Origin of the sequence: Arthrobacter sp. E3 (genome assembly GCF_017353415.1) — a bacterium.
Classification (GTDB): Bacteria; Actinomycetota; Actinomycetes; order Actinomycetales; family Micrococcaceae; genus Specibacter.
In genome coordinates, this window is sequence record NZ_JAFMPX010000005.1 from 93,948 (window position 1) to 106,712 (window position 12,765).

Genomic DNA, 12,765 nt, shown 5'->3' on the forward strand with positions numbered 1-12,765 from the left:
TGGCTTGCTCACGGGGCGGGATGCCTTTCCAGGAAGTCGATAATGGCGGCGGCGGCCGGTTCGGGTGTCTCGTAGTGGATCAGGTGCCCAACGTTGTCGATAACCACCAGTTCGGCATCGGGCAACAGCTTTGCCAGGGTCCGCTGGGTGGGGAGCGTGGCAATTTCATCCCGTTCGCCGGCTATCAACAGGGTGGGCAGCGCCAGGCGCTGCGCCACTTCACGCACGGTGCCGCTGACGGAGGCCTGGAACGCTTCAAGGAGCATGTCCCGGTTGGCGAAGTCGCTGAAGTAGGCGTGGTGCTGGCCGTGGATGAAGGCCAGCAAGTCCTTGTCACGTGTTTTGGCCATGGTGACGGACATGAGGTGGACTATCAGTTTGTTGCGCAGCAGCGCATTGCCGAGCGTGCCTGGCAGCTTTGCCGCAGCCCAGTAGTAGAAAACAGCGAGCTTGGTCATGATCCCCTTGGGCCCCTCCAAGGCGGGGGAGGCGATGGGGTTGACCAAAATCAGCGGATGCACGCGCCCGGGGTTGTTGGCGACAAAGTGACTGACGATGATCGAGCCGAAGGAATGGCCCAGCAGCACCGTGTCGGGCCCCAATGCAAGAGCTTTCAGGAAGTCATCCATGAAGGCGGCGTAGCCGGGAATGTCGTGCTTTCCGTGGGCGAATGCCGGGCTGGCGCCAAAGCCGGGCAGGTCGGCCATGATGATCCGGTAATCCGGCAGGAGCTCAACCACCCGTTCCAGGCCGTGATGGTCGCCCCTGAATCCGTGCACCATCACCACAGTGCGCGTGGGCGTCCGGCCGTCCACCGATGCGTAGTCCCAGTAGTGCACGGCTGTGCCCGAGACCGCCAGCACATGGACGCCCACGCGAGCGGCCAGGTCAACAGCGAGAGGTGAGGGTGCCGGCGTCGTACTTCTCTTGGTGGGCAACTCAGTTCACCTGATTAGGGTTGGAACCTGAGCGCCGGCCCTGATCAAGGGCGTCCACCCGGGCCATGTCGGCGTCGGTCAGGGAAAAGTCGAAAACACTCAGGTTTTCCCTGATCCGCTGCGCAGAACTGGCCTTGGGAATCACCAGGTGGCCGGACTGGACATGCCAGCGCAGCACTATTTGGGCCGTGGAACGCCCGTGTTCAGCTGCGAGCGCCAACAGGGCAGGGTCCGCCAAAATGGCGCCGCGTGCCAGCGGGCTCCATGCCTGGGTGGCAATGCCGAGCTCGGCGTGCAGTGCCAGCAGTTCGCGTTGTGCCAGCCACGGGTGGAGCTCCACCTGGTTGACAGCCGGAATCACCTCGCACGCATCAAGGAGTGCCTTCAGGTGGACGGGTTCAAAGTTGCTTACTCCGATGGCCCGCACCCGTCCCTGCTGGTACAGGGTTTCCAGAGCCTTGTATGTGGGGATGAACAGTCCGCGCTCGGGGCACGGCCAGTGGATGAGGAACATGTCCAGGTAGTCCAGGCCCAGCTGGTCCATGCTGGCGTCAAAAGCAGCCAGGGTGGAGTCGTAGCCTTGCTCGGTGTTCCACACCTTCGAGGTGACGAATACCTCCTCGCGCGGCAGCCCACCGGCCACGGCGCGGTTCACGGCCTGGCCCACACCGGCTTCGTTGCCGTACAGGGCGGCCGTGTCGATGGTGCGGTATCCGGTGTCCAGCGCCGTGGCGACAAGGTCGGCGCAGTCTTCCGCCGGGACCTTGTAGACGCCGTAGCCGAGGGCATCAATGCTGACGCCGTTGTTGAGCGTGTATTTGGGGGAGCGATGCATGGATACGACTTTACCCATTTTTACCCATTGGCTTGTTTCATTGATGGCTTTGCCCCTTGGCGCGGCGGCTCACCAAGTGCGGCGCGTCGCTGTCCTGCTCCAAATGCCTACAGCCCGTCCAAGCCGTGCAGCAGTCCAAAGATCGGGTCAGAGGAGTGGCTGTCCTGCTCTACCAACTCCCGGGCTGTGGCTTCGTCCAGAATCAGGTCCGTGGCCAGCCCGGCCGCCAACGCACCGCGCAAGCCCCTGATCTTTCGGCGCCCGGAGACCACGCAGATCCGACGCCGGACCTTGCGCAGGTTCTCCAGGCTGGGTCCGCTGGAACGGTCGTTGAGGACAATGCCGTCATCGGTGCCGTCGGAGCGGAAGAACACGGTGGCCACGTCTCCTGCCACCCCGCTGGCTTCCAGCGAGTCGAGGTCCGTGGTGTCGAGGTACCCGCCGGAATACACGTGGCTGGGGATCTCAGCATCCATGGAGCCCACGCCAAAGATGGCAATGGTCATGCGTTCCTGCAGGTCAAGGATGCGCCGAACACTGCGTTCTCGCCACATCATGTTCTTCGTTTCGGCGTGGTCAAAGAAAGCAGGCACAGGGAACTGTTCCACTTTGGCCCCGTAGGCGGTGCCAAAGCGCTGGATGATCTCGGAGGCGTAAGTGATGCCGGAGGTTTGGGTGTTGCCGGCGCCGTTGAGTTGGACAATGGTGCTGCCGTGGGTGGTCTTGCTGGTCAGGTGTCGACTTACGGTACTCACAGTGGAGCCCCAGGCCACGCCTATCACCGCATTGGAGTCCACGAGTGGGCCGATGGTACGTGCGGCCTGCATACTGACCCGTTCAAGGACCTCAACCTCATTGAGCATGTCCGAGACAGGCACCACGTGCACATCCACCTGGTGACGCGTGCGGATGACCCGTTCAAGTTCCGGTGCCCTGTCGGAGGGGGTCTTGATTTGAATTTGCACCAATCCCGTTTCCCGGGCGGCGGCCAGCAGCCTGGAAACGGTGGATCTGGACGTGCTGAGTTCTCGGGCAATGGCGTCCATGGTCTGGTCCTGCAAGTAGTACATTTGTGCAGCCCGGAGGGTGTCTTGCTGTTTTGTTCGGCGTGAAGACATGCCATCCCTCCCCATTCTGCACATTCGTGCACCACTGTTGACTATATTTTCCATCTGGTCAAACAATAATGGATATAGGCGCACTGCGCGCAACCAACGGGACTCGAATGAGGTCGATGTGAAGAACATAGGCAACGCTGACAAAAATCATGATTCAACGACCCCGCGCCATGGTGTGCGTGAACAGCTTGAGGCGCTCAAAGCACGCCCGCACGCACAGGTATTGATCATTGGCGGCGGCATCAACGGTGTCGGGACGTTCCGAGACTTGGCATTGCAGGGCATCGACGTGGCACTGGTGGAACGCGGGGACTACTGCCAGGGTGCTTCCGGCGCATCGTCCCACATGATCCACGGCGGTATCCGGTACCTGGAAAATGGTGAGTTTCGCCTCGTCAAGGAGTCCGTCGAGGAGCGCAACGGGCTACTGAAGATCGCGCCCCACTACGTCAAGCCGCTACAGACCACCATCCCCATCTTCTCCACATTTTCCGGGATTCTCAGCGCCCCCATGCGTTTCCTCACGCACAAGCAGGGCAAGCCCCAGGAGCGCGGCGCGTTCTTGATCAAGGTTGGTTTGACCCTGTATGACTTCTTCTCCCGCGACGGCGGCACTGTACCCCGTCACGACTTCAAGTCCCGCAAGAAGGCGCTGTCGGAGCTGCCCCAGCTGCACCCCGGTATCAAGTACGCGGCCACGTACTATGACGCTTCCGTGCACAACCCTGAGCGTCTGACGCTCGACGTGCTGCAGGATGGCGAGAAGGCAGGTGGTGCCTCGGAGGGCACCGGTCAGGCGCGTCCCACCAACTATGTTGCCGTGACCGCGGTCAAGGACGACGGCGTCGAACTCACCGACCAGCTCACGGGCGAATCCTTCATGTTCACCGCAGACGTCATCATCAACACCACTGGCGCCTGGGTGGACATGACCAATGCAGACATGGGTGCCGAAACACGCTTCATGGGCGGCACCAAGGGATCCCACATCGTCCTGGACCACCCGGGACTGCTGGCAGCATGCAACGGCCGCGAGATTTTCTTCGAACACACAGACGGTCGCATTGTGCTGATCTATCCGATGGGGGACAGGGTCCTTGTCGGCACCACCGACGTCAATGCGGACATGGCTCAGGACGCCGTCTGCACCGATGCCGAGATTGACTACTTCTTCGACCTGATCGGGCACGTGTTCCCCAACGTACTGGTGACGCGCGAGGACATTGTGTACAGCTTCGCCGGTGTCCGGCCATTACCCCGGCATGACGAAACAGCTCCCGGCTTCGTCTCCCGCGACTACCGCATTGAACGGGCAGACCGCACCATCGCCGGCAAGTCAGTGCCGGTGCTCAGTCTCGTCGGTGGGAAGTGGACCACTTTCCGCGCACTTTCGGCGCACATGACCAACGACGTCCTGGCCATCCTGGGCAAGCAGCGGAAGACGTCCACGGAAAAGCTGGCCATTGGCGGCGGCGTGAACTTCCCGGCAACCAGCGAAGGGGTGGAGACCTGGATTTCCTCCCACACCAGCCAGACTGTGGACGCCACACGTGCCGGAGTCCTGCTCACCCGGTATGGCACACGCGCCAAGGACGTGCTGGCGTTCCTCAAGGAAGGCAAGGACACCGTGTTTGACTCAACGGGAGAACTCAGTGATCGCGAAGTTGAATTCATGGTTGAGAACGAGCAGGTGGGGCACCTCATCGACGTCATGATCCGACGCACGTCACTGGCCTTCCGCGGCCTGGTCACGAGGGAGCTGTTGGCTGAAACGGCTGCCGTGCTGGCGGAGCCGTTGGGCTGGGACGAGGCACGTGTGGCTGAGGAAATCAGCCACAGCATCGAAATTCTGGACCGTTTCCACGGTGTCCAGGTACAAAGCTTGATGGCGTAGGCCCCTCGGGGCAAAGCGGTCTCAAGAGGGCCGCACAAACGTGTGTGCCTTTCAACCAATAACCAAAAAAGTCGGAGTCAAAGATGTCTCTTGGAATTGTGTTCCTGTCCGAAGTGGCAGGAACCGCGCTGCTGACCCTTTTGGGTTGCGGCGTGGTGGCCAACGTTGCGCTGAAGGGAACCAAGGGTAATTCCGGCGGTTTCCTCCTCGTTAACTGGGGCTGGGGCTTGGCCGTCATGTCGGGTGTGTTTGTCGCAGCGAAGTCGGGGGCGCATCTCAACCCCGCAGTGACGGTTGGCCTGTTGGCCAACGGCAAAGCCGAATACGCCCCGGGAGTTGCGGTGTCATTCGCTTCAACCATGACGTACTTCGGTGCGGAGATGCTCGGCGCATTCATCGGTGCCGTGCTCTGCTGGGTCGCCTACAAGCAGCACTTTGACGGTGAGCCTGATGCGGCCACCAAGCTGGGCGTGTTCTCAACCGGTCCTGCCATCCGCAGCTACGGATGGAACGTTGCCACGGAAATCATCGGCACCTTTGTTCTGGTATTCGTGATTCTGCACTTTGGTGGCGGGGTTGTGGGCCTCGGCCCGCTGCCTGTTGCGCTGCTGGTCGTCGCCATCGGTGCTTCCCTCGGTGGTCCCACCGGTTACGCCATTCTGGGGTATTCATTTGACCGGACTAGCCACAAGATGATGTGAAGATCAGTACCTACGAGCACAGTATGTGGGGGTATTGGCGCTGGGTCCGGGCTCAGGTCCGGTCAGCTGAATACCCCAGACGCCATTAACCCGGCACGTGACCTCGGCCCGCGCATTGCCCACGCACTGCTGCCCATCAAGGGCAAGGGCTCCAGTGACTGGAGCTACTCCTGGGTGCCCGTGGTGGGCCCCCTGGTTGGTGGCGCACTGGGCGGTTTTGGTGCAGCTTGGCTGCCTCTGGTAGTTGGCTGATCCAGCACCCTGTAGGACAAGTCTTTCCCATGTTTTTTAATGTGAATTGCTAGCAAAGGAAACAATGATGTCTCAATATGTAATCGCCATTGACCAGGGCACCACCAGTAGTCGTGCCATTGTGTTTGACCATGATGGAAACATCGTCTCCACCGGCCAGCTGGAGCATGAGCAAATTTTTCCCAAGGCAGGCTGGGTGGAACACAACGCTGCCGAAATTTGGAACAATACCCGTGAGGTGATTGGCACCGCCTTGGCGCAAGCCAACCTGACCCGCCACGACATTGTGGGCGTGGGCATCACCAACCAGCGCGAAACCGCCGTCGTCTGGGACAAAAATACCGGTGTCCCCGTGTACAACGCCATCGTCTGGCAGGACACCCGCACCCAGTCCATCGTTGATGAACTGGCCGCTGATGGCGGCGTCGAACGTTTCAAGGCCAAGGTGGGCCTGCCGCTGGCCACGTACTTCTCCGGCACGAAGATCAAGTGGATCCTGGACAACGTCGAAGGCGCCCGCGCCAAGGCCGAGGCCGAGGCCGGAGATCTGCTGTTCGGCAACACTGACAGCTGGGTTACCTGGAACCTGACCGGCGGCACTGACGGCGGCGTGCACATCACCGACGTCACCAACGCCTCCCGCACCATGTTCATGGACTTGGAAACCCTGCAGTGGGATGACGACATCCTGGCCGTCTTCGGGGTTCCGAAGTCCATGATGCCGGCCATCAAGTCCTCCTCCGAGGTTTACGGGCACGTGCACGGCAGCCAGCTGCTGCGCGAAGTTCCGGTGGCGGGCATTCTGGGTGACCAGCAGGCGGCAACGTTCGGCCAGGCCGCATTCCAAACGGGTGAAGCCAAGAACACCTACGGCACCGGCTGCTTCCTGATCTTCAACACGGGCGAGGAAATTGTCCACTCGAAGAACGGCCTGTTGACCACCCTCGGCTACAAGCTGGGCGACGCAGCACCGCACTATGCCCTTGAAGGTTCCATCGCCGTCACTGGTTCACTCATCCAGTGGCTGCGGGACAACATTGGCATGATCAAGTCGGCGCCGGAAGTTGAGGAGCTCGCAGCCTCGGTGGAAGATAACGGCGGCGTGTACATTGTGCCCGCCTTCTCCGGCTTGTTCGCCCCGTACTGGCGTCCCGACGCCCGCGGTGCCATCGTGGGACTGACCCGCTTTGTGAACAAGAGCCACATTGCCCGTGCAGCCCTTGAGGCGACGGCATTCCAGACCCGCGAGGTGCTGGACGCCGTCAACGCAGACTCCGGTGTTGACTTGACTGAATTGAAGGTCGACGGCGGCATGGTCGCCAACGATGCCCTCATGCAGTTCCAAGCTGACATCCTGGGCGTGCCGGTCATCCGGCCCAAGGTCACCGAAACCACTGCACTGGGGGCCGCTTACGCAGCTGGGCTGGCCGTGGGCTTCTGGAAGGACTTGGGCGAGCTGTCCGCGAACTGGTCCGAAGACAAGCGCTGGGAGCCCAACATGGACCCGGCCGAGCGTGACCGCCAAATGCGTCTGTGGAAGAAGGCCGTCACCAAGTCCATGGACTGGGTTGACGACGACGTGAAGTAACACCCACTGCGGCGGTATCCGCCGCAGCCTACGTCGAGAAGGGGCCCCGCCCGCTGCGCGGACGCCCCAAGCCGCACCTGGGCCCCTTCTCGACGTCGGCTGCGCCACGGCTCCATTCCCAGTGCGCTAAAGTGGAGGGATGCACAACTTTCTTCCCCTTAGCTAACCGCAATCATGATTGCGGTGCGCCCCTTGCCTGGTCGAGGGGCTTTTGTGTGTAACGGGCCAGAAGGTGCAAGAAGCCATTGATGAACGAAAAGGCAGGGTACGTGAGCGTGCAGTCCCAGACTGAAGAGAACAGTGAAGAAGTCGTCTACAGTTTCGCCCAGATGGAAGCCAAATGGCCTGCCGTCTGGGATGAGCTGAACGTTTTCGCCCCACTTGACGACGGGTCCAAGGAACGCCGCTACGTCCTTGACATGTTCCCGTACCCCTCCGGCGACCTGCACATGGGCCACGCGGAAGCGTTTGCCATGGGAGACGTCGTCTCACGCTATTGGCGCCAGCTTGGCTTCGATGTGCTGCACCCGATCGGCTGGGACTCCTTCGGCCTGCCGGCTGAGAACGCGGCCATCAAGCGCAACGCCCACCCCAGCGAGTGGACGTATGCCAACATTGACACGCAGGCGGAGTCGTTCAAACGCTACGCCGTCTCCGTGGACTGGTCCCGCCGCCTGCAGACCTCCGACCCTGAGTACTACCAGTGGACGCAGTGGCTGTTCAAGCGCTTCTATGAGCGCGGGCTTGCCTACCGCAAGAATTCTCCGGTCAACTGGTGCCCCAAGGATCAGACCGTGCTGGCCAACGAACAAGTGGTCAATGGTGCCTGTGAGCGCTGTGGCACCATCGTCACGAAGAAGTCCTTGAACCAGTGGTATTTCAAGATCACCGACTATGCAGACCGTCTCCTGGATGACATGGAAGCACTGAAGGGCCACTGGCCTGACCGCGTGCTGGCCATGCAGAAGAACTGGATCGGCCGTTCTGAAGGTGCCCACGTCACGTTCGTGATCGAGGCTGCCGGTGCGCAAAAGCCGGAGCAGGAACTGACCGTCTTCACCACCCGCCCCGACACGCTCTACGGTGCAACGTTCTTCGTGGTGGCTGCCGACGCCCCACTGGCGCTTGACCTGGTCACGGCCGAGAACGCAGAGGCCCTGAGCGAGTACCGCGAGCAGGTCAAGGCTCTCAGCGACATTGAGCGCCAGTCCACCGAACGCCCCAAGTCCGGCGTGTTTACGGGCCGCTACGCCATCAACCCGCTGACGGGGGAGAAGCTGCCCGTCTGGGCCGCCGACTATGTCCTGGCCGACTATGGCACGGGTGCCATCATGGCCGTGCCCGCCCACGACCAGCGCGACCTTGACTTCGCCAGGGCCTTCAACCTGCCGGTTCGCGCCGTTCTGGACACCGGCATGGAGGACCCTGCCGACAGCGGTGTCGCCAGCACCGGTGAAGGCACTTTGATGAACTCCGGTGAGTTGGACGGGCTTTCCAAGTCCGAGGGTATCCCCGCCGCCATTGAGATCCTGGAAAAGCTGGGTACCGGCGAGAAGTTCGTGAACTTCCGTCTGCGTGACTGGCTGCTGTCCCGCCAGCGTTTCTGGGGCACCCCGATCCCCATCATCCACTGCTCCGACTGCGGCGAAGTTCCCGTTCCGGACGAGCAACTGCCCGTCCGCCTGCCGGAGAACCTGCGCGGAGAGGACCTCTCACCCAAGGGCACCTCCCCGCTGGCTGCGGTTGAAGAATGGGTCAACGTTCCCTGCCCGAAGTGCGGCGGTGCTGCCAAGCGCGACACCGACACCATGGACACGTTCGTGGACTCGTCCTGGTACTTCCTGCGCTTCGTCTCCCCACAGTTCACCGAGGGGCCCTTTGACCCGGCCAAGGTCAACGACTGGATGCCGGTGGGCCAGTACGTGGGCGGTGTGGAGCACGCCATCTTGCACCTGCTGTACGCCCGCTTCTTCACCAAGGTCATCCACGACATGGGCATGCTTGATGCCACGGAGCCGTTCAGCGCACTGCTGAACCAGGGCCAGGTGCTCAACGGCGGCAAGGCCATGAGCAAGTCCTTGGGCAACGGCGTCGATCTTGGCGAGCAGTTGGACAAGTACGGGGTGGACGCCATCAGACTCACCATGGTCTTCGCCGGTCCTCCCGAGGACGACGTCGACTGGGCGGATGTTTCGCCGTCGGGCTCGGCCAAGTTCCTCGCCCGCGCATGGCGTCTGGGCAACGACGTGGACAGTGCGCCCGGCACCGACACGGCAGGTGGCGATGCAGCCTTGCGCTCACTGACTCACCGCACCGTCCACGAGGTGAAGGCGCTGCTGGAAGGCCACAAGTTCAACGTGGTCGTCGCGAAGCTCATGGAACTCGTCAACGCCACACGCAAGGTGATCGACTCCGGTGCCGGCGCGCAGGATCCGGCCGTGCGTGAAGCGGCCGAAGCCGTGGCAGTCGTGTTGAGTCTGTTTGCCCCCTACACGGCCGAGGACATGTGGAACGCCCTTGGCCACCCGGCATCTGTGGCAAACGCAGGCTTCCCCGCCGTCGACGAGGCCCTGCTCGTGCAGCAGAGCGTCACCGCGATTGTGCAGATCAAGGGCAAGCTCAAGGACCGGCTGGAAGTGTCCCCGGACATCACCGAGGACGAATTGCGTGATTTGGCGCTGGCCTCCGACGTGGTCCAAAAGGCGCTCGACGGCCGTGGCATCCGCACCGTGATCGTCCGTGCGCCTAAGCTGGTCAATATCGTTCCTGCCTAGGACGCGCAAGGTCACCGAATTCAAGTGCCTTCCCCGCCCCACGGCAGGGAAGGCACTTTTGGTTTGCAGGACACGTGGCAGCGGACTGGCAGGGCTGCCCTGGGAGAGGGGTAGCTGTGACGGATACGGCAGCATCTGCGCGGGCATGGCTGATCCAGCAGGTCCAGCGCCTGCGCCCCAAGACTGGCATGCAAATTTCCAGCGAGGAACCCCCACCGAAGCCGCGCATCGCCATCGTCACCGATTCCGCTGCAGCGCTGCCGGCAGAGTGGGTCAGCGAGTTCACCAAGGACGGACTGCTCACAGTGGTGCCCATCCCGGTCATCATTGGCGAGAACGTCTATTCAGACGACGACGCCGAACTCGAGACCCACATTTCCCTCGCCCTGGCGTCAGGCACGTCCGTTAAAACGTCCCGGCCATCCCCGGGGCAATTCGATCGCGCTTACAAAAATGCGGCCGAGGCGGGGTTTGACGCCGTTGTCTCGCTGCATATTTCCACGAAGCTCTCAGGAACCTGCGAAGCGGCGCGGTTGTCCGCAGAACGAGCTGAGATTGCCGTGCACATCATGGATTCAGGCACAGTGGGCATGGGCCAGGGCAGGGGTGTGCAGGCTGCCATCGCCGCGTCCATGCTCGGCGGTGGCACTGCGGACGTCATGGAAGCAGCAACTACTGCTCTGGAGGCCACCGCCATCTACTTTTACGTCCCGAGCCTAGAGCAGCTGCGACGTGGCGGGCGCATCAGCCTGGCTTCCTCGTGGCTGGGCACGGTCTTGGACATCAAACCCATCCTGGGGATCAAGGACGGGGCGGTGGTTCCGCTGGAAAAGGTGCGTTCAGCGACGAAGGCCATCGCACGGCTTGAAGCCCTCGTGGCGGCTGAGATTGCAGGACGCGGAGCCAAGGACACACAAATCAGCGTCCACCACTTCGGCAACGAGGCCCAGGCCCGCACACTCGGGGAGTCCATTACGGCGGACAGTCCGGGCCTGGCTGCCTCAACCTTGACACGGCTCCCCGCCGTCCTGGCCGCGCACGCCGGCCTGGGTGTGCTGGTGGTTGTGGTGGCGGACGTGCTGGCTCCGCAGAAGCTTGCTCAAGAGCTGGAGGTTACTGCAGAACCGGAGGCTTCGCCGCAGCCTGATATTCCTCCACAACGGGGCACACAGCACTAGCCGTCCACATCCCGCCCAGCAGGCATGGAGCGGTGAGTGTCGCGTGCCTAGCCTTGGTTCATGGACGATGCAGGCGAGAATGTTGAGTGGACGCCTCAGCGGTCCACGCTCTCGGCCCGGGGCCATGCGGAAGGGAGGGCGCGAGGACCTCGGTGGCTTGTCTCCATGCGGGCGCTCGTAGTGGTCCTGGCCATGATGGCCGCCGCTCTGGGCGTTCTGTGGTTGGAGTCCGCCGGTATCCAGGACGCCTCCGCGCAGTTGGTTGCGGACGACGCCGGTAAAGTGGTCGTCCCGCCGTTGGATGGCACAGGAGCGCTGAAACCCGGAGGCGCGGCCGGTGGCGCGGAGGGTGGCTCGGAGGGCACGGCTAAGGCGAGAGCCGAGTCTCCATCGCCTTCCACGGGGCCGCCGCCATCCGCCACGGTCTTGCCAGCTGCAGGTGTGTCTTCTCGTGCGGGGGCACTCCCCGAGGGAGGTCTGGTGGTTCATGTTGCCGGGGCGGTAAAAACCCCAGGTGTGTTCATCCTGAACCCTGACAGCAGGGTGTTTCAGGCGATCGAGGCAGCCGGCGGGGCCTTGCACACGGCGGAGTTGGCGGCTCTGAATCTGGCCGCACCACTGAGTGACGGGCTGCAGATCCTGGTGCCAACCGTGGAACAGGCTGCGGCCATGAACATGTATCCGGGCAACGCCTTGCCGGGGTCGGGGGCCGCAGCAAAAGCAGCCACGGACGGTGGGCAGGGGAGTGGAAAGGCAGGCTCGGTGGGCCCGCTCAACGTGAATACGGCTTCCCAGACCGAACTGGAAACTCTTCCCGGAGTTGGCCCTGTTCTGGCGGAACGGATTGTGGCGTGGCGTCTTGAGCACGGCCCCTACCCTTCTGTAGACGCTTTGGATGCTGTAAACGGCATTGGTACGAAGCTGCTCGCGGGTCTACGGGATCTTGTGGTGGCGGGGTGAGGATTCGTGAACCACGGTGGTCGCGTTTTACCCGCGCGGCTGTTAGTGGGGCTGATTTTCATGAAGAGTCTCCCACGGGGGTGGATCCAGTGGGCAACGCTGGCAGTGGCGCAGCCGAAGCCCCCGTTCCGAAAAGTATGGGACGGCTGCGCCAACAGGTGGGAGTTTTTCGTCGTCACCTTGCCGCCACTTCGCAAGGACGGCCGGAACGTGCAGAGCAGCAGCGGCCTGACGTCAGGCTGCTGCCATCGGTTGTTGCCGTATGGGCCATGGCCGCTGCCGCCATAGCCTGGCCTGTATCCACGGTCCAAACCGTATCGATGGTCCTGGGGGCAACACTGCTGGGCGCAACCGGCACCGCCTTTACGTGGCTGCGTTCACGACGATATTTGCGGCGACACTCACAACGGCGTCAAGAACAGGGGTATCTACTACAGGGGCGTCGAGTTCAGGGGAGTCGACGACAGCTGCCAGCCGGCGCGGGTGCCACGGCGCTGCTGGCCTGCATTAGTTTGCTGGGCGTGTTG

The 12,765-nt window shown here is 62.4% G+C and carries 8 protein-coding genes and 1 pseudogene; 6 read left to right on the forward strand and 3 right to left on the reverse strand.

Annotated elements, in window-relative coordinates:
• Positions 1-8: 8 nt before the first annotated feature.
• The 3 genes from JMA46_RS03975 to JMA46_RS03985 form a co-directional block, all read right to left on the reverse strand.
• Positions 9-938, reverse strand: a complete 930-nt coding sequence (locus tag JMA46_RS03975; RefSeq protein ID WP_207343996.1) for an alpha/beta hydrolase — start codon at positions 936-938, stop codon at positions 9-11.
• Between the two features lies 1 nt (position 939).
• Positions 940-1,773, reverse strand: a complete 834-nt coding sequence (locus tag JMA46_RS03980; RefSeq protein WP_207343997.1) for an aldo/keto reductase — start codon at positions 1,771-1,773, stop codon at positions 940-942.
• A 107-nt stretch (positions 1,774-1,880) separates the two neighbouring features.
• A complete protein-coding gene (locus tag JMA46_RS03985; protein ID WP_207343998.1) occupies positions 1,881-2,891 on the reverse strand; it encodes a sugar-binding domain-containing protein in 1,011 nt (336 codons plus the stop codon).
• Positions 2,892-3,066: 175 nt separating this feature from the next.
• Here JMA46_RS03985 and JMA46_RS03990 point away from each other — a divergent pair, with 175 nt between their 5' ends.
• The 6 genes and pseudogenes from JMA46_RS03990 (at position 3,067) to JMA46_RS04020 (ending at position 12,238) form a co-directional block, all read left to right on the forward strand.
• Complete coding sequence (locus JMA46_RS03990; RefSeq protein WP_348770054.1) at positions 3,067-4,785, forward strand: glycerol-3-phosphate dehydrogenase/oxidase; 1,719 nt, start codon at positions 3,067-3,069, stop codon at positions 4,783-4,785.
• An 83-nt stretch (positions 4,786-4,868) separates the two neighbouring features.
• Positions 4,869-5,738: pseudogene (locus tag JMA46_RS03995) on the forward strand (MIP/aquaporin family protein).
• A 67-nt stretch (positions 5,739-5,805) separates the two neighbouring features.
• The gene (gene glpK / locus JMA46_RS04005) at positions 5,806-7,326 is read left to right on the forward strand and encodes a glycerol kinase GlpK (protein WP_207344001.1); all 1,521 of its coding nucleotides are present in this window, start codon (positions 5,806-5,808) and stop codon (positions 7,324-7,326) included.
• 248 nt (positions 7,327-7,574) lie between these two features.
• The gene (gene leuS, locus JMA46_RS04010; protein ID WP_207344002.1) at positions 7,575-10,100 is read left to right on the forward strand and encodes a leucine--tRNA ligase; all 2,526 of its coding nucleotides are present in this window, start codon (positions 7,575-7,577) and stop codon (positions 10,098-10,100) included.
• A 116-nt stretch (positions 10,101-10,216) separates the two neighbouring features.
• Positions 10,217-11,278 carry a DegV family protein gene (locus JMA46_RS04015; RefSeq protein WP_207344003.1) on the forward strand — a complete coding sequence of 354 codons (1,062 nt, stop codon included), beginning with the start codon at positions 10,217-10,219 and terminating at the stop codon, positions 11,276-11,278.
• A 60-nt stretch (positions 11,279-11,338) separates the two neighbouring features.
• Positions 11,339-12,238, forward strand: a complete 900-nt coding sequence (locus JMA46_RS04020) for a ComEA family DNA-binding protein (RefSeq protein ID WP_247647025.1) — start codon at positions 11,339-11,341, stop codon at positions 12,236-12,238.
• The last annotated feature ends 527 nt before the right edge of the window (positions 12,239-12,765 follow it).

What these genes read in the sequence shown, in the direction of transcription:
- glpK (WP_207344001.1), top strand. Translation starts at nt 5,806, where the DNA reads ATGTCTCAATATGTAATCGCCATTGACCAGGGCACCACCAGTAGTCGT.
- leuS (WP_207344002.1), top strand. Translation starts at nt 7,575, where the DNA reads ATGAACGAAAAGGCAGGGTACGTGAGCGTGCAGTCCCAGACTGAAGAG.
- JMA46_RS03985 (WP_207343998.1), bottom strand. Translation starts at nt 2,891, where the DNA reads ATGTCTTCACGCCGAACAAAACAGCAAGACACCCTCCGGGCTGCACAA.
- JMA46_RS03980 (WP_207343997.1), bottom strand. Translation starts at nt 1,773, where the DNA reads ATGCATCGCTCCCCCAAATACACGCTCAACAACGGCGTCAGCATTGAT.
- JMA46_RS04020 (WP_247647025.1), top strand. Translation starts at nt 11,339, where the DNA reads ATGGACGATGCAGGCGAGAATGTTGAGTGGACGCCTCAGCGGTCCACG.